Origin of the sequence: Sorangium sp. So ce693 (assembly GCF_051521375.1) — a bacterium.
Taxonomy (GTDB): domain Bacteria; phylum Myxococcota_A; class Polyangia; order Polyangiales; family Polyangiaceae; genus Sorangium; species Sorangium atrum.
In genome coordinates, this window is record NZ_CP150347.1 from 9954272 (window position 1) to 9974444 (window position 20173).

14 protein-coding genes and 1 tRNA gene are annotated in these 20173 nt (G+C 71.0%); 7 read left to right on the forward strand and 8 right to left on the reverse strand.

Annotated features, from left to right (window positions below):
- Positions 1-24: 24 nt before the first annotated feature.
- From WMF14_RS37200 to WMF14_RS37210, 3 genes are read right to left on the reverse strand one after another with little or no spacing between them, the layout of a single operon-like run.
- Positions 25-3111, reverse strand: coding sequence for an ATP-binding protein (locus WMF14_RS37200; protein WP_437794069.1), 3087 nt, complete (start codon positions 3109-3111; stop codon positions 25-27).
- Between the two features lie 12 nt (positions 3112-3123).
- The gene (locus tag WMF14_RS37205; RefSeq protein WP_437794070.1) at positions 3124-3879 is read right to left on the reverse strand and encodes an enoyl-CoA hydratase/isomerase family protein; all 756 of its coding nucleotides are present in this window, start codon (positions 3877-3879) and stop codon (positions 3124-3126) included.
- On the reverse strand, positions 3876-4928 hold the full coding sequence (locus WMF14_RS37210; RefSeq protein ID WP_272104427.1) for a RimK family alpha-L-glutamate ligase: 1053 nt from the start codon (positions 4926-4928) through the stop codon (positions 3876-3878). Before WMF14_RS37210 ends, WMF14_RS37205 begins: the two co-directional genes overlap by 4 nt.
- A gap of 339 nt (positions 4929-5267) precedes the next feature.
- Between WMF14_RS37210 and WMF14_RS37215 the strand changes: the two genes are divergently transcribed.
- From WMF14_RS37215 to WMF14_RS37240, 6 genes are all read left to right on the forward strand, one after another.
- Positions 5268-6437: an acyl-CoA dehydrogenase family protein gene (locus WMF14_RS37215; protein WP_437324752.1), complete on the forward strand. Its 1170-nt coding sequence runs from the start codon at positions 5268-5270 to the stop codon at positions 6435-6437.
- A 243-nt stretch (positions 6438-6680) separates the two neighbouring features.
- Positions 6681-6753 (forward strand) — tRNA-Ala (locus WMF14_RS37220).
- A gap of 86 nt (positions 6754-6839) precedes the next feature.
- Positions 6840-7928 (forward strand): nicotinate-nucleotide--dimethylbenzimidazole phosphoribosyltransferase, encoded by a 1089-nt coding sequence (gene cobT / locus WMF14_RS37225; RefSeq protein ID WP_437794074.1) that lies wholly within the window; start codon positions 6840-6842, stop codon positions 7926-7928.
- On the forward strand, positions 7925-8692 hold the full coding sequence (locus WMF14_RS37230) for an adenosylcobinamide-GDP ribazoletransferase (protein WP_437794076.1): 768 nt from the start codon (positions 7925-7927) through the stop codon (positions 8690-8692). Before cobT ends, WMF14_RS37230 begins: the two co-directional genes overlap by 4 nt.
- 15 nt (positions 8693-8707) lie before the next feature.
- The gene (locus tag WMF14_RS37235) at positions 8708-9358 is read left to right on the forward strand and encodes a histidine phosphatase family protein (protein ID WP_437794078.1); all 651 of its coding nucleotides are present in this window, start codon (positions 8708-8710) and stop codon (positions 9356-9358) included.
- Between the two features lie 22 nt (positions 9359-9380).
- Positions 9381-10499, forward strand: coding sequence for an arginase family protein (locus tag WMF14_RS37240; RefSeq protein ID WP_437794080.1), 1119 nt, complete (start codon positions 9381-9383; stop codon positions 10497-10499).
- A 6-nt stretch (positions 10500-10505) separates the two neighbouring features.
- Here WMF14_RS37240 and WMF14_RS37245 read toward each other — a convergent pair whose 3' ends face one another.
- Entirely contained in the window at positions 10506-11378 is an 873-nt protein-coding gene (locus WMF14_RS37245; protein ID WP_437794081.1) for a sulfurtransferase, read from the reverse strand.
- Between the two features lie 482 nt (positions 11379-11860).
- Between WMF14_RS37245 and WMF14_RS37250 the strand changes: the two genes are divergently transcribed.
- Entirely contained in the window at positions 11861-12430 is a 570-nt protein-coding gene (locus WMF14_RS37250; RefSeq protein ID WP_437794083.1) for a hypothetical protein, read from the forward strand.
- A 130-nt stretch (positions 12431-12560) separates the two neighbouring features.
- Here the strand turns inward: WMF14_RS37250 and WMF14_RS37255 are convergent, their stop codons facing one another.
- The 4 genes from WMF14_RS37255 to WMF14_RS37270 all read right to left on the reverse strand — a co-directional run bounded on the left by WMF14_RS37255 (position 12561) and on the right by WMF14_RS37270 (position 19973).
- Positions 12561-14156: a DUF1552 domain-containing protein gene (locus tag WMF14_RS37255; protein WP_437794085.1), complete on the reverse strand. Its 1596-nt coding sequence runs from the start codon at positions 14154-14156 to the stop codon at positions 12561-12563.
- A gap of 14 nt (positions 14157-14170) precedes the next feature.
- Positions 14171-15649: a DUF1592 domain-containing protein gene (locus WMF14_RS37260; protein WP_437794087.1), complete on the reverse strand. Its 1479-nt coding sequence runs from the start codon at positions 15647-15649 to the stop codon at positions 14171-14173.
- 460 nt (positions 15650-16109) lie between these two features.
- Entirely contained in the window at positions 16110-17732 is a 1623-nt protein-coding gene (locus WMF14_RS37265; protein WP_437794089.1) for a DUF1552 domain-containing protein, read from the reverse strand.
- A gap of 177 nt (positions 17733-17909) precedes the next feature.
- Entirely contained in the window at positions 17910-19973 is a 2064-nt protein-coding gene (locus WMF14_RS37270) for an O-linked N-acetylglucosamine transferase family protein (protein WP_437794091.1), read from the reverse strand.
- Positions 19974-20173 lie beyond the last annotated feature (200 nt).

Genomic DNA, 20173 nt, shown 5'->3' on the forward strand with positions numbered 1-20173 from the left:
TCCCCGACCGCCGAACGCCATGGGTCAGCCCCAGCCGACCCGCTCGCCCCGCCCGAACCCCGGCGCCAGCATCGCCGCCCACCGCGCCGGGCTCTTGATCCGCTCCCGCGCCATCACCGCGTCCGCCACGAGGAGCCGCTGGAGCCCCTTCTCCCCTCCGAGCAGCTCGCCCGCCTGGCGCCGCGCCGCCGCCGCATAGAGCGGCATGTCCGCCGCGTCGAACCCGGCCGCCGCCGCCTCCAGCTGCGTGATCGCCGCCTCCCTGTCGCCCCGTAGCTCGGCCGCGCCCGCGCGGATCAGCGGCACGAACGGGTCCGACCACGCCGTCTTCTCCCGGGCGAGCGCCGCGGCGTCCCGGAGCGCCACCTGGATCAGCGCCTCCGGATCGGGCGCCGCCTCGGCCACGGCGAGCGCCGTGCACGCGCGCTCGGCGTGGGCCATCACCCGGCTGTTCTGCATCATCAGCAGCATCGAGCCCTCGATCCTCGGCCAGGCGTCCGTGAGGCGCTTCATCGCGGCGCCGGCGCGGCCAGCGTACCGGTCGACGTAGGTCTCGCCGAGCAGCCCGACGAAATGCTCGAGGTGGAACCCCGACGTCGTCCACCTCGACAGCGCCCCCGCGATCGCGCCGCGCGCGCCCGCCACGTCGTCCGACGCGAGCGCCACCCACGTCGCCTGCGCGCTGAAGATCGCCACCGCGTAGAGATCCCCCCGCTGCTCGGCGGCGCGGAGCACCGCCGGCGTCGTCCGCGCGAGCGCGTCGATCTGCCCGCGGTAGTACCGCGCCCACGACGCCATCAGCTGCGTCGTCGCGAGCTCCCAGGACACGCCGGCGCAGCGGTCGCGCAGGAGCTCGTCGGCGAGCTCGTACCACGCGGACGCGGCCTTCCAGCGCCCGGCCGTGAACGCCTCGAGCATGCCCGACACCATCATCGACAGGCCGAGGAGGTGCGGGCTGTCGAGCCGCTCCGAGAGCGCCCGCACCGCGGCGACGAGCTCCTCCGCGCGCGCCCGGCCCGGCGCCCCCATCATGCACGCGGACGAGGCCTCGAACGCGAGCGCGCGGCCGATGCGGTACGGCTCGCCGGCCCGCAGCGCGAGCAGCAGGGCGCGCGCCGAGAACTCGGCGGAGCGGACCATGTCGACGCCGGACAGCCCCACCGTCACCGTCCAGCAGGCGTCGATGCGCGCGAGGTCCTCCGGTCGCACCTCCGCCTCGGACCGCTCGCGGAACCGGAGGCCCCGCAAGCGCAGCTCCGCCCGATGCAGGAGCAGCGCCACCAGCGCGCGCCGCGGCGTCTCCGGGAACGACAGGCCGACCGCCCGGAGCACGGCGCGGACGAGCTCGATCCCCTCGTCGATGTGCCCGCTCCGCAGGTACTGCTCGGCGGCCCGCCGGCGGAGCTCCAGCGAGAGCGCGCCGTCCGCCCCTTCGGCCGCCGCCGCGTAGATCCTCGCCGCCTCGGCGCTCTTGCCCGCGTTGACCATGGCGTCGGCGCACCGCACGCCGAGCGCGCGCCGCTCCGCCTCGGGGACGTCCGCCTCGCGCGAGCGCAGGCGGAGCGCGAGCTCGTAGAGCCGCGCCGCGCGCTCGAACGCGAGCGCCTCCGCCGCCTCCTCGGCCGCGCGCTCGGCGAGCCGCCCCGCCCGCGCCGCGTCCCCCGCGCCGAGCCAGTGCCGCGAGAGCGCCTCCGCGTCCGCCGTCCCCAGCGCCTCGAGCGCCCGTCCTAGCCTCCGGTGCCGCGCCGCGAGCTGCTCCGGGCCGAGCCGGCCGACCACGGCCGCGCGCACCCTGTCGTGCGACGCCTCGACGAGCTCGCCCTCGCCGGCGCGCCGCGCGGAGATCAGGTCCTCCATGAGCAGCAGCGTCATCGCCGGGGCGAGCTCGTCGTCGCGGAGCTTCGCCGCGCGCGCCACGACCGCCGCGTCGATCGGCTCCCCGGCGACCGCGATCACCTCCAGCAGCCGGAGCGCCTGCCCCGGCAGGCGGCGGAGCCGCGCGTCGAGCGCCCTGCTCCACGCGGCGTCGCCCCGGGCGGCGTCCTCGCCCGAGAGCTCCTGCGCGTCGCGGGCGAGCTCGCCGAGCAGCCGCGGGTTGCCCCGCGAGGCGCGGGCGATGGCGTCCGCCCGCGCGCGGGTGACATCGTCGCGCGCGAAGAGGAGCGCGAGCGAGAGCTCCTCGGCCTCGAGCGGCGAGAGCGGGCCGACCGCGATCTCGCGCAGCTCGCCGTCCCGGCGCGCCGACTCCATCCGCCCGCGCGCGCCGGCGGTCTCGGCCTCGGCGGCGGCCGGGTGCTCGAGCCCCATCCCGTCGAGCAGCGCGCGGAGCGGCGCGCTCGTGGCGACGTCCTCGTCCCGGAAGCTGCCGAGGAACATCATCGCGGGCGCGTCGGGGGGCCGCGTGAGCTCGAGCAGGAGCGCCACGCTGTCGATGTCGCTCCACTGCAGGTCCTCGATCGCCACGACGAGCGGGCTGCGCTCGGCGATCCGCCAGAGCAGCTGGCGGAGCGCGGCGAAGCTGCGCTGCCGCAGCTCCTGCGCGTCGGGCGACTCGCTCGCGCGCGGCGCCGACGCGACGGCCGGCACGCCCGAGAGCACCGGGAACACCCGGGCGAGCGCGTGGACGTCGCGCGGCAGGAGGCGCTCCACCTCGTCGCCCGAGACCCGCCGGAGGAAGCGGCTCAGCGCCTCCATCACGCCGCCGAACGCCTTGTAGGACTCGGCCGCCGCGAGGGCGCAGCGCCCCCGCAGGACGACCAGCCCCCTGTCGCGGCGGAGCCCCATCAAGAAGTGGTGGATGAGCGCGCTCTTGCCCATGCCCGCGGCGCCGTGGACGAACACGGCGACGGGCTTCTCCAGCACGAGGGCCTCGGCGGCGCGCTGGAGCGCGCGCAGGTGCGGGCGGCGGCCGATGAAGTGCTCTATCGCCGGCGGCACGGGCGGGAGCAGCGCGCTCGCCGGCGCGGCCTCCGCGCTCGCCGGCGCGGCCTCCGCGCTCGCCGGCGCGGCCCCGACGCTCGCCGAGGCAACCTCGGCGCTCGCCGGCGCGGGCTCCGCGCCCTCCAGCGGGGGCTCGGCGCCCTCAGGGTCCTGCCGCTCCGCGCCCTCCACGCCGCGCCACCGTCACTTCTTGCTCAGGAACGTATCCATCGCACGCCGGTGCTCCGGGCCGTTCCACTGCGCGGCGAACGCCCGTCGCTCGACCTCGGCGGCGGAGGCGCGCAGCGCCTCGCGCACCTCGCGCAGGGACCGCTTCATGGCCGCGACCGACGCGCGCGGGCCCTCGGCGATGCGGCCGACCTGCGCGATCGCCCGGCTCCGCGCGGCGCCGGTGGGGACGACCTCGCTCACGAGGCCGACGCGGAGCGCCTCTGCGGCGTCGATCCTCTCCGCCGTCAGGAGCAGCCGCGCCGCCGCGAGCGGCCCCACCCGCTCGCAGAGCCGCGTCAGCCCGCCCCAGGCCGGGGACAGGCCCATCTTGACGTGGCGGAACGAGAGCGCGGCGTGCTCCTCGACGATGACGAAATCGCAGAGCAGCAACAGCTCGCAGCCGCCTCCCAGCGCGTCGCCCTGCACCGCGGCGACGATCGGCACCTCGCTCTCCTCGAAGGCCGCGAGGCCCTCGAACAGCCGGAGGACCTCGCCCCCCTCCGCGCCGCCGGCGGCGAGCGCGTGGAGCTCGCGGATGTCGCCGCCCGCCACGAAGACGTCGCTGCTCGTCGCGGTGAGCACGACGCCGCGCACGCGCGGGTCGGCGCTCGCGCGGCGGATCACTTCGCCGAGGCGGCTCGCGAGGTCGCTGTCGATGGCGTTCCTGCGCTCGGGACGATCGATGGTCAGGACGACCGCATCGCCGGCCGTCTCGACCCGCAGGGTCACGAGAGGGCCCTCCGCGCGCCCCTCCCGCCGGTGAGCGCCGTGGCCTTCCGGCGGCTCGCGCCCGCCCCGTTCTCCGCCGCCGCGCGGCTGAGCCGCCGCGGCGCCGGCATGCGCTCGTCGTGGATCACCTCGGCGATCCGCGCCTCGAGCGTGCGACGGCTGAGGCCGCGCTGCTCCGCCGCGTACCGCTCGGCGTAGGTGATGATCGCGCCTGCGACGTCGACGCCGCTCGCGCGCTCGATCCCCTCCAGGCCGGGCGAGCTGTTGATCTCGAGGATCTTCGGCCCGGAGCGCGCCTCGAGCATGTCGACGCCGGCGACCTCGAGGCCCATCGCCTTCGCGGCGCGGATCGCGACGCTCCGGTAGGCGCGCGGCAGCTTCACCCGATCGCCCTTGCCGCCGCGGTGGAGGTTCGAGCGGAACTCGCCCGGCTTGGCGACGCGGCGCATCGAGGCGACCACGCGGCCGCCGACGACGATGACCCGGATGTCGCGCCCCTTCGACTCGCGCACGTACTCCTGGAGCACGATGTCCTGGCCCATGGCCCAGAACGTCTCGAGCAGCGCGTGCACGGCGTGGGGCGTCTCGGCGAGCATGGTGCCGATGCCCTGGGTCCCCTGCTGGAGCTTCACGATCGCGGGGCAGCCGCCGACGAGCGAGAGCGCCGCCTCGACGCCGGCCGGGCTCCGGGCGCACACGGTGATCGGCACGTTGAGCTTGCGGCGCGTGAGCAGCTGGAGCGCGCGCAGCTTGTCGCGGCTCCTCGCGATCGAGACGGCGCCGTTCAGGACGGGGACGCCCATGAGATCGAACTGGCGGACGACGGCGAGGCCGTAGTTCGTGATGCTGGCGCCGATGCGCGGGATCACGATGTCGAAGCGGGGCACCGCCGAACCACCGACGAGCAACGACGGGCGACCGCGCGACACGACGATCTGGAAATCGAGCGGATCGATGACGCTGACGTCGTGACCACGCGCGCGCCCCGCGAGCACGATCCGGCTCGTCGAATAGAGGGACGCGTTGCGGGACAGGACGAGGAGTCGCATGTGGCCCGGAGGCTAGCAGAGCCGGCAGACTGCGTGGATGGATGCGCGTGCCGATTCATTTTTCGCTCTTCGGCGGTTCTTCTACCGCTCGCCGCGGCGCCGCTCGCGCCGCGGCCCGCACGGTCGCGCGCCGCGCCATCGGCCCTCGTTTTCCATGGGGCTCCACGCGGCCCGTTCGGCGCCGCGTGGAGCCCGCGTGGCGCCGCGCGGCCCCGTGAGGTTCCCCGCGCGGCCCGCGCGGCGGACCAGGCGCGGCAGAAGCGCGGAGATGCGGCGCTTGCGCTGAAAAATGTTTCGTGTACGAATCATCTCGGTCGTGCCGGCGAGGAGGGGTTCGCGATGTGGCAGCCGTTCACGGAAGAACATCAGCAGTTCAGGAAGACGGTGCGGGCCTTCGCAGAGAAGGAGCTCGCTCCTCATGTGGAGGAGTGGGAGGCGTCGGAGTGCTTTCCCAACTGGGTGTTCAAGCGCGCCGGCGAGCTCGGGATCCTGGGCGCGCACTTCCCGGAGGAGCACGGCGGCGCCGGGCTCGACTACTGGTTCTCGGCGGCCAAGGCCGAGGAGCTCGTGCGCTGCACGATGGCGGGCGTCTCGATGGGGCTGCTCGTGCAGAGCGACATGGCGACCCCGGTGATCAGCGACATCGGCACGAAGGAGCAGATCGAGGAGTTCCTCAAGCCGGCGCTCGCGGGCGACAAGATCGCCGCGCTCGGCGTCTCCGAGCCGGCGGCCGGCAGCGACGTGGCCGGGATCCGGACGATCGCGCGCAAGGACGGCGATGATTACGTGCTGAACGGGCAGAAGACCTTCATCACGAACGGGACGCGCGCCGATTTCGTGACGTTGCTCGCCAAGACGTCGCCGGACAGGGGCGCCCACGGCTGCTCGTTCTTCCTCGTGCCGACGGCGCTCCGCGGCTTCAGCGTCGCGAAGAAGCTGAAGAAGATCGGCAACAAGTCCTCGGACACCGCGGAGCTCTTCCTGGAGGACGTGCGGGTGCCGGGGCGCTACCTGCTCGGCGAGCCCGATCAGGGCTTCGCGTACCTGATGCAGAACTTCCAGACCGAGCGGCTGGTCGCTGCGGTGAGCGCGATCGCGAGCTCGTTCATGACGCTCGACGGCACGGTCGAGTACGGGCGCGAGCGGGTGGCGTTCGGCAAGCCGATCATCAAGCGCGAGTCGTGGCAGCACAAGCTCGTGGACCTGTACACGCGCTGCGAGGCGGCGCGCGCGTTCGCGTACAAGTGCGTCGACCACTACAACGACGAGCGGTACGTGCGGAAGGTGCCGATCAGCTTCGACACGGTGAAGCTCATCTCGATGGCGAAGATCCTGGCCGGCGACGTGGCGAACGATGTCGTGGACACCTGCCTGCAGTTCCACGGCGGCTGGGGCTACATCGAGGACTTCCCGATCGCGCGCGCCTGGCGCGATCAGCGGCTCCTCCGCATCGGCGGCGGGACGACCGAGACGATGAAGTACTACCTGGCAAAGCTGATGAACTTCTGAGGGCCCCCGCGGCCCGGCGGCCGCATCGCCGCCAGGCCGCGCGCACCCCTCCGCTGGGCACACCCACCAGGCGACGAGCGCAGACGGAAGCAAACGGAAGCGAACGCGCGCAAACGGAAGCAAACGGAAGCAAACACACGCGAGCAGCCGCGAACCGACGCCCTTGGACACAAAAACGCGCCGGTCGAAAAAAAGTAGAGACAAGCGGCGCGAGAGGCTGTAGATATGCCGCTCCCAACGACCGGGGCTGTAGCTCAGCTGGGAGAGCGCATGACTGGCAGTCATGAGGTCAGGGGTTCGATCCCCCTCAGCTCCACCGATAGGACCGAAGGACTCCTGTTTCCGTAAGGAGTCCGCACCGCCGTGCCCGCTTGCCGGCGTGTCGGAGTAGAGAACCCGGACATGGCTCTCTCGCCTCACTGGGTCTTTCCGGAGCTCGACGCGAGCGCGGTGGGCGCGGCGCGCGCGCGGCAGGACACGCTGACCAAGCCGCGCGGCAGCCTCGGCGTGCTCGAGGATCTCGCCGTGGCGCTCGCCGGCATCCAGGGCGGGCCGCCCGCGAGCCGGCCTGCGGCGGCGGTGCTCTTCGCCGCCGATCACCCTGTCGTCCGGCACGGCGTGTCCGCGTACCCGCCGGAGGTCACGGCGGCGATGGTGGCGAACTTCGTGCGCGGCGGCGCCGCCGCCAGCGTCCTCTGCCGGAACCTCGGCGTCGAGCTGCGGGTCGTGGACGTCGGCGTCGCCCACCCGTACGAGCGTGTCGACGGCGGCGATGGAGCGCGGCTGCGGCGCGATCCGGTCGCCGACGATCCCATCGGCGACCTGCGGATCGAGGACGCGCTCTCGGAGGCCGTCTACGAGCGCGCGCTCCGCGCGGGCGCCGCGGAGATCGACGCGCTCGGGGGCGACACGCGCGTCGTCCTGCTCGGCGACATGGGCATCGGCAACACGACGGCGGCGGCGGCCATGACGGCGCTGCTCCTCGGGCTCGCGCCGGAGGACGTCGTCGGCGCGGGGACCGGCGTCTCCGGCGACGCGCTGTCGCGCAAGATCGAGGTCGTGCGCGACGCGACGCGGCGCGCGCAGGGGGCCTCGGGCGTCCAGCGCACCGATCCGCACCGCGTCGTGCAGGCGGTCGGCGGCAAGGAGATCGCCGCGTTGGTGGGCGCCATGGCGCGGGCGATCGAGCGGCGGATCGCGGTGCTCGTCGACGGCTTCATCGTCTCGGCGGCGGCGCTCGCGCTCGTCCGGATGTGCGCCGGGGCGCGATCGGGCATGCTCTTCGCCCACCGCTCGGCCGAGCGCGGCCACGCCCACGTCCTCGCGGCGCTCGACGCGCGCCCCTTGCTGGACCTCGGGATGCGGCTCGGCGAGGCGAGCGCGGCGCTGGCCGCGCTGCCCCTCCTCGACGCGGCCTGCGCCCTCCACGCCGGCATGGCGACGTTCGCGAGCGCGAGCGTGCCCGATCGCGCGCGGCCCGGGACTCCATGACGATGCCGCCGGTGCTGCGCGGCGCCCGCGCAGCGGCGACCTTCCTCACGCGCGTCCCGGTCGGCGGCTTCCCCTACGCCGAGGCGGACTGGCGCTGGGCCTCGGCCTGGTTCCCGTTCGTGGGCGCCGCGCTCGGCGCCGCCCAGGCCGCGGTGTGGCTGCTCGTCGACCGGGGCGGCGCGCTCGTCGCGGCGAGCGTCACCGTGGCCCTCGGGCTGCTGCTGACCGGGGCGTTCCACGAGGACGGCCTCGCGGACACGGCCGACGCGCTCGGCGGCGCGCTCGATCGCGCGCGGATCTTCGAGATCCTCAAGGACAGCCGCATCGGCGCGTTCGGCGCGGCGGCGCTGATCGTGGTCCTCGTGCTGCGCGTCGCCCTGCTCGCGCGGCTCGAGACCGCGGCGCCCGTCGCCCTCGTGCTGACGCAGTGCCTCTCGCGCACCCCGCCGATCTGGCTGATGGTCGCGCTGCCTTATGTCACCCAGAGCGGCTCGCGCAGCCGCCCGGTGGCGCAGGCGGCGCTCCCGCAGGCGCTGCTCGGCTCGCTCTGGCCGGCGCTCGCGCTCGCCGCGGCGCACGCCGCAGGGGCCCTCACGGCGGCCGAGGCGGCGGGCATGCTCGTCGCGGCCGCCGCCGCCGCGACGATCTGCGGCCTCCGCTTCCGCGCCCGCGCCGGCGGGCTCACGGGCGACTTCCTGGGCGCGACGCAGCAGATCGCCGAGTGCGCCGCGCTGCTCGCCCTCGCGCTCGTGCGGGGCGGCTGAGCCGCGGGCGCGCGCGTGGATCCCCTCGCCCACGGCCTCATCGCCTTCCGCCACGCCCCCGTCGCGCTCTCCGGCGTCTGCTACGGCCGCCTCGACGTCGCCGCGGAGCTCCCCCCGGAGGCTGCCGCGGCCGCGATCGAGCGCGCGCTCCACGAGCTCTGCGTCCGCCCCGGCGTGGTCTGGTCGTCGCGGCTCTCCCGCTGCGCACTCCCGGCCGCCGAGCTCGCGGCGCGCCTCGGGGCGCCGCACACCCTCGACGATCGCCTCGCCGAGATCTCCTATGGCGCCTGGGAGGGGCGCGCCTTCTCGGACATCGAGCGCGACGACCCGGCCGCATACGCCGCGTGGCTCGACGGCTGGGAGCGCGTCGGGCCGCCCGGGGGCGAGTCGGCGCTCGAGGTCGAGTCCAGGGTGCGGTCGTTCTGGCGCGAGCTCAGCGCCCCGCGCGCGCCGCGCGGCGTGGACGGCGTGGACGTCGCGTCCGACGCGGACGTCGCGTCCCGCGCGCGCCCGCACCTCCTTGTCGCGCACGCGGGCGTGCTGCGCGCGCTCCGGGTCGTCGCGCGCGGCGCCAGCTGGCCCGCGGCGATGAGCGCGCCGGTCCCTCACCTCACGGCCGAGCGCTTCCCTCTGCCCGCGTCCGCCCTTTCGCTGGCGGCCCCCTGAGGGGCGCGTACCCTCGTCGGGCATGACCCCGCAAGAAGAGCTCGCGCTCCTGCTGCGTCCGGCGGCCGGAGGCCTCTACCTCGTCTCGACCGGCCGCGCGCAGCAGCTCGAGGTCCAGCGGAGGCTCTACGGCGCCGCGACCGAGGAGGAGGTCTTCGCGCGGTTCCGCGCGTCGCTCGACCGCATCGCCGGCGCGCGCGCCGTCTTGCTCGGCGTGCCCTCCGACGTCGGCGCGGGGTTCCTCCGCGGCTCCAACATGGGCCCGCAGGCCATCCGGACCGCGCTCCTCGACGCCTTCCCGGACTTCCCCGAGCGGGCGCGCGAGGTCGGGCTCGTCGACATCGGCGACGTGTTCGTCGTCCCCCAGCTCCTGCACGACGACATGCTCTCGGAGGCGCAGAAGGCCGCGTCGCGCCGCGCGCTCTACCCTGGCGTGCCCGAGCCCGCGGCGTCGCGGCTGCCGGTCTCGCCGCTCTCCATCGCGGAGCGCGCGCTCGATCTCGTCTTCTCGATCAACCCGGGCGTCGCCCCCATCGTGCTCGGCGGCGATCACTCCACGGCCTTGCCGGCCGCGCGCGCGCTCGCCCGCGCGCGGAAGCGGCCGTGGGGCATCGTCCAGCCGGACGCGCACACCGATCTCCTCGAGGAGCGGCTCGGCATCGCGTACTGCTTCGCCACGTGGTCGTACCACGCGAACGAGCTTGTCGGGCGGGGCGGCCGGCTGACGCAGGTGGGGGTCCGCGCGTCGCAGAAGCCGCGCGAGCACTGGGAGAGCCGCTACGGCGTGCGCCAGTTCTGGGCGGCCGAGTGCCGCGCCGATCCGGCGGCGGCGCTCGACGCCATCGTGGCCCACGTGAAGAGCACCGGCGTCGAGGACGTGTATTTCTCGAACGACATCGACGGCACGGACGCCGCGTACGCCGACGCCACGGGGACGCCGGAGCCGGACGGCCTGTCGCCCGAGTTCGTCGTGGCGCTCATCCGCCGGCTCGGGCGCGAGGTCGGCCTGATCGGCGGCGACGTCATGGAGGTCGCGCCCGCGCTCCAGCCGACGCCGGAGAGCGCGGCGCGCACGGTCGCGCTGGCGGTGCGCTACCTGCGCGAGACGATCGAGGCCACGGTCGGCCGCGCGCTCGCCTGACGCCGCTCAGGGCTCGGGGCCTCTGGCTGCCGGCAGGGCGGCGTCGCGGGCCCAATCGCTCCAGGACCCCTCGTAGAGGATCGCGTCCTCGCGGCCGAGCGTCGCCAGGGCGAGGAGGTCGTGGCAGGCGGTGACGCCGGAGCCGCAGTAGCAGACCACGGTGGATGCATCGAGCGCCCCGAGGTCGCCATAGCGCCGCTCGAGCTCGGCGCGCTCGCGGAAGGCGCCCCCGGGGGCGCTGAGGTTCTCGACGAACGGGGCGGAGCGGGCGCCGGGGATGTGGCCCGGGCGGGCATCGACGGGCTCGGTCTGCCCCTCGTAGCGCTCGCGGGCACGCGCATCGAGGATCACCGCCGCGGAGTCGCGGCGCAGCCTGTCGACAGCGGCCTTGTCCGCGACCGGGGCGCCGCCGGCGGCGAGATCCATGGTGGGCGCTGGCGCGAACGAGGGTGCCTCGGTCGAGAGGGGGTGTCCCGCGGAGGTCCACGCCTGGAGCCCGCCGTCGAGCACGCGCCCGCCGGGATGACCGAAGTAGCGCAGCAGCCACCAGAGACGGGCGGCGATGGCCCCACCGGCGTCGTCGTAGCCGACGACCACCGAGCCTGGGGCCACCCCGATCCGGCCGAGCACGCGCGCGAACGCCGCCGCGTCGGGGAGCGGGTGGCGGCCTGGTCCTCCGTGCGCCGGGCTGGAGAGATCGGCATCGACGTCGAGGTGGACGGCGCCAGGGATGTGGCCGCGGGCGTACTCGTCGACGCCGCGGCGACCGCCGAGGTACCAGCGGCAGTCGACGACGCGGACGCGGGGATCGCCCGCGTGCGCTGCGAGCCAGGCGGCATCGACGAGCGGACCGGGGGGCACGGGGAAGGGATCGCTCATGGGCGAAGGGTACCCACCCTGCTCGCGCCGGGCCACATCGCGTCCTCGCCACGCTCGACGTGCTCGGCTGCGCCCGACGGCGCCGAGCAGCCGCCCGCGACTCCAGCGCTCGACGACGCACCCCGAAGCGACGGCATTTGCAAGCACTTTTGACAGTCGAGACCGGCTTGATGGATCAAGCATGTACGTCAATCGGCACGTACAGCATCGCTGGATGCGAGGAGTGCCATGACAAACCGCTTGATTCTCAAACGCTCTTGCTCGTCCTACCCACCCCGGACGGCACCTCTGGCCTCGCTCAGCGCCCCACCGAGCGAGCCGCCGGGGACACGGGCGACGTGCTCACAAAAGTTTGGCTTCATCAGATCCATTCATCGATCGTGCTTCGCCTTGAAGGTCCGACGGTTCGAAGCCTCTCCTTTGGTCCCAACAAGTGAGAGAGAGAGCTATACTTTTCTCTCCAACCACTTTAATCACGATCCATGAAACTTCGATTCTCAAATTACGCCGCCGCAGCGATCGTCACCCTCCTGTCCCCTCTTTCAGGCTGCTCCGACGATGGGAGCACCGGCACCTCGGAAGCCGGCACGACCGGTGGAGGGTCCAGCTCGAGTGCATCCACGTCCGGCGGGGAGGGCTCGGGCGGGGATGGCGCCGGAGGGGCCACGGCCTCCAGCTCGACCTCCGCTGGAACCGGCGGTGGCGGCCCGGCGGTCGACCCGACCTTTGAGACGGTCCGGGCGGTCGTCGCGCAAGCTGGCTGCTCCACTGCGAGCTGCCACAACGGCGAGGCGAAACCGACGCTCGTGGACGACAACACCCTTTACACGACCCTGACGACGCACATCTCCGAGGCTTGCGGAGACATTCCGCTCGTCACCCCCGGCGAGCCAGAACAGAGCGCCCTCGTCAAGATCCTCAAAGGCCCCTGCGGGAACATCGCCCGCATGCCCAACGGATGCGTCGGCGTGCCCGGCCCGGAATACACTTGCTTGCTCCAGGAATACATCGACGCGATCGAGCAGTGGGTCGCGGACGGCGCGCCGCAGTGAGCGGCCGATGACGACGACGCGGGCTCCGCCCCGGAGCTCCGCGTCGTCGTGCTGATGAAAGGAGGCCCCTCCCTTCACGAGGAGCCTTCTTGCATTCCGCTCAAGCGGGTCGACCCGGCACCAGCGACGATCAGCCGTTCGCGCGGAGCATCTTGAACTCACCAGGATCCTTGATGGACACTGGGTTGTTCTCGCTGACGAAGAGCTTTGTGTCGTCGTGCTTGCCGAAGCAGGTCACCTCTGCCGAGCCGCCGATCGCCGGGAAGCCGTCCGCGCCAGCCTTCACCCCGATGGCGTTCAGCAGGTTGCAGAAGTATTTGTTGATCGGCTGCGTGGCGACGTCCGGCGGAGTCCCTGTGCCATCGATCGCGGCGAAGTCGAGCTTCGTCTGGCCCGGTCCGCAGGCAGCCTCGCTGCTGCCGACCGCCAGGTCGGCCTTGCCACCTTCGACGTTCACGGCCTGGCCCACCTTGAAGTAGCCGCCGCAGTCCCCCGCCTGGAGGATCGGGAGGTTGTTGAGGTTGTGGCTGTTGCCGTCGGAGTCTTCCTGGAACCAGACGGTCGCGGTGTTGTCGAGGAGCTTCCGGTCGCCCTCGTCGATGCTGTCGAGCCGACCGACGAGGTAGGCGAACTTCTTCGCGTACCAGTCGTCGATCTCGTGAATCATCTCGATGACACCAGGAACGCAGTCCCCGCCCATGTTGGCGTCGCCGACGCGGTGGGAAATGCCATGGGAGTCCTTCGAGTGGTTGATACCATCCCACTTGAACGTGACGCCCCCGGGGAACTTCATGAAGATGACGCGGTTCTGGTCGCAGATGGCCGAGAGCACCGCGAGGTCCATCATGACGTTCGTCGACTTCGACAGGTCGACGCCGAGGCCACCCCCCTGCGAGGCCGCCTGCACGGACTGGGCCGTCAAACCGAGCGCCTCTGCCTGGGCGGCGCTGCACTGGGCCCTGACCGTGTTCGTCGTCTGGTGGAGGAGGTCCTTCCAGTCGGAGAGCCGCTGCTTGTCCGCCTTGCTCATCCTGACCCTCTCGAAGGACTCCAGATCCTCCCGCACGACGTCGATCACGCTCTTGCCGCGGGCCACCTTGTACGTATCCTGCGACACGGGGCCTTGACCGAAGAGGCCCGTGAGGTTGTTGTAGATCGTCGTCGGAGACCCGATGCCAGGGAAGATCTGCTTGGGCTGGTCGTACGAGAAATTGGAGAAAGAATCCTGCCGCACCCCGCCGATCTGCATCACGAGGGGAGCCGCGCCGTTGGGGTTGACCTGCTCCGCGGCGATGTGATCGAGCGACCGCCCGGTCGACTTCGCGTTGAACTTGTCGCTCTCGGGCGTCACCGGGTAGCAGGTGAAATACGACCCCATGACCTGACCGTGCGGGTCATTGTTCTGGCCGTGGGTCCGCCCGAAGCTCCACTCGTTCATCGCCCGGATGCCACGGGGCATCAGGAGCTTCTTTGCAAAGGGAGCGAGGTGCTTGAGCGTCGTCGCCTCGTAATCGGCGGCGGTCAATTCGCCGTGGGACTTCTTCGGAAACCAACGGTTCGTCAGGCAGCCATAGTGCGTGAAGAGCACGATCAGCCGCTTCGGAGCGCCGCCGCCGGCCGACTGCGCCTCCGCGTCACGCTCGGCGACAGAGCCCAGGAAAGGTGCAGCGACGACAGCTCCACCCAGGCCTCGGAGGAATACTCTTCGGTTGAGGTTCTTCATCATGGTCGTATTCCTCCTCAGTTCCCGACGATGGTACGCAGGCGGAACGAGTCGGCCTGGGTAAGATCCGTGAGCAGATTGATGATGGTGTAGCCGTCGTTGGACAGCTTGTCGCTGAGCTCGTTGACGGTGCAGGCGTCGTTCGTGTTCGGCACCCTCCGGCGAGCCCAGGAGACCCACTGCTCGGCATAGTGACGCTTGGCGATCTCCCCCGCGCCGAGCTCGGTCATCATCTCCAGGGGCGTCGTGATCGCCTTGGTGTTGGTGTCGCTGAAGTAGACGTCGCCCGTCGCGTCGATGTCACCGCCGAGCGGATCCTTCGTCTGCACCTTGCCAAGGGAGTCGAACCTCTCGAGCACGAAGCCCGGCGGGTTGACGAACTTGCTGTGGCATTCGACGCACCCCGCAGGGGAGGTCAGCGCCTCGATGGCCTCACGCTCCGTGGAGAACGGGCCCGGCGGCCGCGGCGTCTGGTCCGCGCCGGGCGTCGGCTTCAGGGTGAGCCCGAGCAGCCTGTTGGAGACGAACGCGCCCCGGAGGATCGGGCTCGTGGCGCCGAAGGACGAGTAGGAGCTCAAGAACCCAACGCGGGTCAAGAACCCCGGCCGCTCGGTCGGGTCGAGCTCCACCCGCGTCAGCTCCGCGCCGTAGTCCGCGGCGTTGAGCCCGTAGATCGGAGCGGTGTCCTTGTTGACGTAAGCGACGTTGCTCAGGAAGATGTCCTTGAACGACCCCCCCTCGAACGCCACCTCCTCGAAGAAGGCGTCGATCTCGGCCAGCATCGGAGCAACGATGTCCGGGGAGTAGTCGGAGAACCGGGTCGTGTCGTGCTCGACCGTTCCCCAGTGCGACCCCTGACGAATGTCCGCATAAGCACGATGGAACAGGGCCACGATCGGCGCCGTCTTGGCGCGGTCCTGGACCATCCGCCCCGCCTGGGCGAGGATCTGCTCCTTGGTGATGAGCTGACCAGCGTCTGCGGCCGTGTTCAAGGTGTCGTCTGGAATGGAGCCCCAGAGCAGGAACGCGAGCCTCGTCGCCACCTCGTGGCTGGAGAGCTGGATGGCGCCGCTCTCCGCGTCGTCCGTCAGCTCGGGGACCGTGATGAACGAGGGCGAAGCGAGCATGGCGAAGAGGATGGCCTCGGCGACCTCTGCGGGCGTACCCTTGGGCTCGAGCGTTTTGAAGCGCATGTAGCGCTGCACCTCTTCGTCCGTCACAGGGCGGCGGAAAGCCTTGCGGCCGAAAGCGCGGATCGTCGACTCGAGGCACCCGGCCGCGGCCGGATCGCAGGCGATGAACTTGGACTTGTTGGCCCCGGCCATCACCTCGGCGGCGATGCTCTCGGCAGCCACGAGGTAGGAGTTCCAGGCGATATCCGTCATGCTGCCCTCGAAGTCGGCCACGAGGAGCGAGGACGGGTTGCCCGTGGGGGCGTTCGGCAGGTTCGTCACGCCGAGCAGATCCCTCACCACCGCGTCGTACTCTCTGTTCAACAGCCGCGGGACCTGGGATGTCGCCCAGATGCCGGGGGTGCAGACATCCGGGTCGCCGGGGTCCGGCTCCTCCGGTCCGCCCCCCGTACCGGCGCCAGAGGTCTCCCCACCGCTGGAGGAGACCCCCGGTTCACCGGGCGCGATCTCGCCAGTGCAACCAGCGAGAAAAGTTGATGACGTCAAAAATGTCGCCGTACCGATGTACGCTAGTTGCCGCAGCGTTCGCATAACGACACTATCCCCGACCCGCACCGAACTGATCCCCTAGCGCAGGATTCCAACGCGGCCCAACCAGCAAGCCCCCGATTCGGTGAGTTGGCGCCCGCAAGCGCTATTGAGAACGCTCGCGCGGCAGAATCTTCGCGCATGGTTTTACGAGGACGTGTCATGAGCGCGGAGCGCCGGGCCCACGCGGCGCATTCATCACTCGAGCGCGCGACAGGCTCGGGAACGAGACCGCTCAGGCGTTCGCCCTGAGCGCGGTGAACTCGCCTGGATCGTGGATGGTGGAAGGATTGGTCCCGCCGCCGATGAAGTCTTCCGTCCGGTCGTACCTGCCGAAGTGGGTCACCGGCTCCGAACCGCCCTTTGCCGGGAAACCATCCGTGCCTGCCTTGACGCCGAGGGCGTTCATCAAGTTGCAGAAGTACTTGTTGATCGGCGCGTTGGCGAGCGACGGATCGGTCCCCGTTTCCTGGGAGACCCCGTCGACCTGGTCCGACGTGCCAGGAGCACACGTGATCTCGCTGTTGCCGGTCGTGAGATCGGGCGAGCCGTCGTCGACGTTCACGGCCCAGCCGGTCTTGAAATAGCCGCCGGCGCTGCCGGCCTGGAGGATCGGCATGTTGTTGAGGTTGCGGGCGCAGCCGTCCGACACGTCCTGGAACCAGACGGCCGCGCAATTGTCGAGGAGCGTCCCGTCCCCCTCGTCGATACGGTTCAGCTGGCCGACGAGGTGGGCGAACTTCCTCGCATAGTAGTCGTCGATCTTGAGGAGCATGTCGAGCACCCCCGGGACGCAGGTCCCCGTGATGTTCGCGCTGTCCAGGCGACCCGAGATACTGGCGCTCTCGTACTCCAGGCCGAGCCCCTTGAACAGGAAGGTCCCGGGGTACTTCAGGAAGATGACAGGGTTCGCGTTGCACGCCGCCGCGAGCACGGCGAGGTTCGAATGGAGGTCCGCTCCGTCCAGACCATCCGAGATTCGCCGCGTCAGCCGGTCGTCGACGCTCGGGGTCGTGCTCGCCAGGTCGACGTTCTCCTGCGTCGCGCCGAGCGCCATGGCGAGGGAGGCGTCGCACTGCGATGAAGCCACCACGCTTCCTGTCGCGTCGAGGAGCTCCTTCCAGGCCGCGAGCTTCTGCTTGTCGGCACGGCTCATGTCGAGCCGCTCGAGCCTCTGCAGATCATCCTTCACGATGTCGAGGACGCTCTTGCCGCGCATCGCCGCGTAGGTGTCCGGAGACGTCGGCTTCCCCGGTTCGAAGATGCCCGTGAGGCTGCTGAAGGCCTGCGACGCGTTGAGGCCCTTGAAGAGGGTCTCGGCGGCGGAGTAGGAGATCGCCGAGAAAGCGCCGTCATTCTGACCAGCGGTGTTCAAGAGCAACGGAATGCCTTGCGGGCTGAGCTGTCGCGCGATGACGTGGTCCAGCGAGGGACCGGTCGGCTTGGCGTTGAACTTCGTCGCTTGGTCGAAGCTGAACGGGTCGTCGCTGTTGGGAGTGACCGGGTGGCAAGTGAAGTACGACCCGTTCACCTGCAAGTGGCGATCGTTCCCCTGCCCCCGCTCCAGCCCCACCGTCCACTCGTTCATCGCGCGGATGCCTCGGGGCATGAGGAGCTTGTCGACGTACGGCGCCAGGTGCTTGAGCGTCGTCGGCTGGAGGTCCGCGGCGGTGAGCGGGCCGTGCGACTTCCTCGGGAACCACCGCGTCGTGATGCAGCCATAGTGCGTGTACATCACGATCAGCCGCTTCGGTGGCGTGACCGGCTGCGCCATCACGGTGCGGTCGGTGAGCGAGCCGAGGAACGGCGCCGCGACGCAAGCTCCGCCCAGCCCCCGGAGGAAAATTCTTCGGTTCACACGCTTTGCCATGGTCGTACTTTTCTCGCTTCAATGGAAGTAGCCGCCCGGCTGCCACCCGGAACGCCCTCCGGATGCCCGCGCGTGCCACCTCTCCATCGCCCCTGCAATCCCCGCGGCCCCGCAAACGTATTTGTAATTCGTCCGGCCGGGCGCGTTCGTCGAGCGGCCTTCGCCTCAGGTTCGAGCGCAGAACCGGCGCCAGATGTCGCGGTAGATCGACTCGAGGTTGCGGGCGAAGCGCGGGCCGTCCATGAGCGGCGATCGCTTCATGCGATCGCGCAGCGTTCGGCGAAGCTCGCCCAGGTGCTCGAGGTCCCCGGCGAGCGCGCTGGCGACCCGAACGTATTGCTCAGGAGTCGTCGCGATGAGCTCCGGCAGGCCCAGGTTCATCGCCTGGCAGACGCCGGCGCGGCCGACCACGGTCTCACCTGCGAGGGTCACCGTCGGTACGCCCATCCACAGCGCGTCCAGGCTCGTGGTGTGGCCGCTGGAAGGGAAGGTATCGAGACAGACGTCGATCTCGCGGTACCTTCGCAGATAATCCAGCCGCCCGCACCGATCGACGAACTCGATCCGATCGAGCTGGACGTCCCCTTCCGCGAGGATCGAGCGCACCCGGTCCCGCGCCCTTCCTTGAGGCGCCATGAGCGTGAGCCGCGACCTGGGCACCGCGGCCAGAACCCTCGCCCAGACGCGAAGCACCCCTTCATTCACCTTCCTGAAGTGGTTCAGACAGCCGAAGGTAACTCTCCCCTCCGCGAGAGCGGGGAGAGAGCTCACGTCGGGTACGTCGGTGAGCGGGTCGTAGCACCAGAAGGAGTCGGGGAGCCGGAGGGTCTCCTCCGAGTAGACGTCCGTGCTTGCGTCGAGGGGATCGAGGAAGGGATCGGACAGGCGATAGTCCATCGACTCGAGGCCCGTCGTCCCGGGGTACGCCAGCCAGCACAGCTGCAGGGGAGCGGGCCGGCGGGCGAAGACCAGGACGCGGCGGTCGGTCATGTGCATGGTGAGATCGACAAGGATATCGATCCGATCCCGTCGAATGACCTCGGACAGGGCAGCGTCGTCCAGGGCGGCGACCTCGCGAAAAACATCGGCGTATCCGCGGATGCGCTCGGTCAGGTTGTCCGGCCTGTCCGCGCTCGAGTAGCAAAAGATCTCGAACTGCCGGTGGTCATGGTTCTGGAACAGGGGGATCGTGAAGAGAGACTGGACGTGGGTTCGGAAGTCGGGTGACACGTAACCGATGCGGAGCCGCCGGTCGGGGGAGCGATCGGTTTTGTGTGGGGGAGCCTGCGCGGCGAGGGGGCGGGCATGCCGGGCATTCCACGCGCGCGCCTCGGCGAGGATGTCGCTCTCGGTGACGTTAGGCCAAAACGGCATGTTGAAGAGAAGAGCGCTGTGAGCAGCGGGATCGTCGGGACACAGGGCGACGGCTTCGCGGTACATCGCCTGGGACTCGTCGAGGAGCCCCGACTCGCCGAGCGCGGTGGCGAGGTACTCCCGAGCGACATGGAAGTTTCGGTCGATCTCGAGCGCTCGACGCAGATCGTCGATCGCCTCGTCGAAGCGTCCTGCGTCCGCGTGAATCGCGCCGAGCGCAGTGTACGCGTTCGCCATCCGCGGATTCAGCCTCAGCGCCACGCGGTACCAGACCGCGGCGTCGTCCGGCAGCCCGCCGAGGCGCAGCGTCTCGCCGAGGGCCGCCAGGGCGTCGGACGCGCTCAAGCTCGATTCGGGGCTGCGCGCCGCTGCCGGACCGACCCCGGCGGCAGACGCGTCCCGTTTGCCCTTCAGGCTCGCGAGGCGCTCACCCGCCTGCAATAAGCCGGGTTCGAGATCGCGGGCGCGCTCGTAGCACACCGCCGCCGCATCCAGGTCGCCTTGCTCCTCGAACGTGAGAGCGAGGTTGAACACCGCCTCGGCGAAATCGGGCTTTCGAGCGACGGCCATGAGCAGCACGGCGACCGCCTGGGGTCTCCGGCCGAGACAGCGATATACGTCGCCGAGATGCGACAGGTAGAGGGCGTTGTTCGGGGCGACGCGGACGGCTCGCTCGAGGAGCCCGCCAGCCTCCGCGAGCCGACCGGCTTGGGCAGCGAGCACGCTGAGGAGAAACAGCGCATCGCCATGCCCGGGCGCTTGCTCGAGCACGCCGCGATAGAGGAGCTCTGCTCGATCGACTTGCCCGGCTCGATGAAACTGCACTGCCAATTCGAAGAGCGAAGCGGCGGTCACGGGGAGCTCCTTGTCGGAGGAGTGCGAGTCGTCGCTGCGAAGGATGGCTGCGCCCGGGCGCTGGGCGCAAGGCGGTTTGTAGTTCAACCAGCGCGTCCAGCATGGCTGTACGATGAAACGGCCACTCCGAGGCGCTTGACATCCGGTTCGCGTCTGGATCTCCTGCCCCCCGACGCTGATCGTGCCGGACCCAGCCAAGC

What these genes read in the sequence shown, in the direction of transcription:
- cobT (WP_437794074.1), top strand. Translation starts at nt 6,840, where the DNA reads ATGGCTCTCTCGCCTCACTGGGTCTTTCCGGAGCTCGACGCGAGCGCG.
- WMF14_RS37250 (WP_437794083.1), top strand. Translation starts at nt 11,861, where the DNA reads ATGAAACTTCGATTCTCAAATTACGCCGCCGCAGCGATCGTCACCCTC.
- WMF14_RS37230 (WP_437794076.1), top strand. Translation starts at nt 7,925, where the DNA reads ATGACGATGCCGCCGGTGCTGCGCGGCGCCCGCGCAGCGGCGACCTTC.
- WMF14_RS37210 (WP_272104427.1), bottom strand. Translation starts at nt 4,928, where the DNA reads ATGCGACTCCTCGTCCTGTCCCGCAACGCGTCCCTCTATTCGACGAGC.
- WMF14_RS37240 (WP_437794080.1), top strand. Translation starts at nt 9,381, where the DNA reads ATGACCCCGCAAGAAGAGCTCGCGCTCCTGCTGCGTCCGGCGGCCGGA.
- WMF14_RS37245 (WP_437794081.1), bottom strand. Translation starts at nt 11,378, where the DNA reads ATGAGCGATCCCTTCCCCGTGCCCCCCGGTCCGCTCGTCGATGCCGCC.
- WMF14_RS37215 (WP_437324752.1), top strand. Translation starts at nt 5,268, where the DNA reads ATGTGGCAGCCGTTCACGGAAGAACATCAGCAGTTCAGGAAGACGGTG.
- WMF14_RS37255 (WP_437794085.1), bottom strand. Translation starts at nt 14,156, where the DNA reads ATGATGAAGAACCTCAACCGAAGAGTATTCCTCCGAGGCCTGGGTGGA.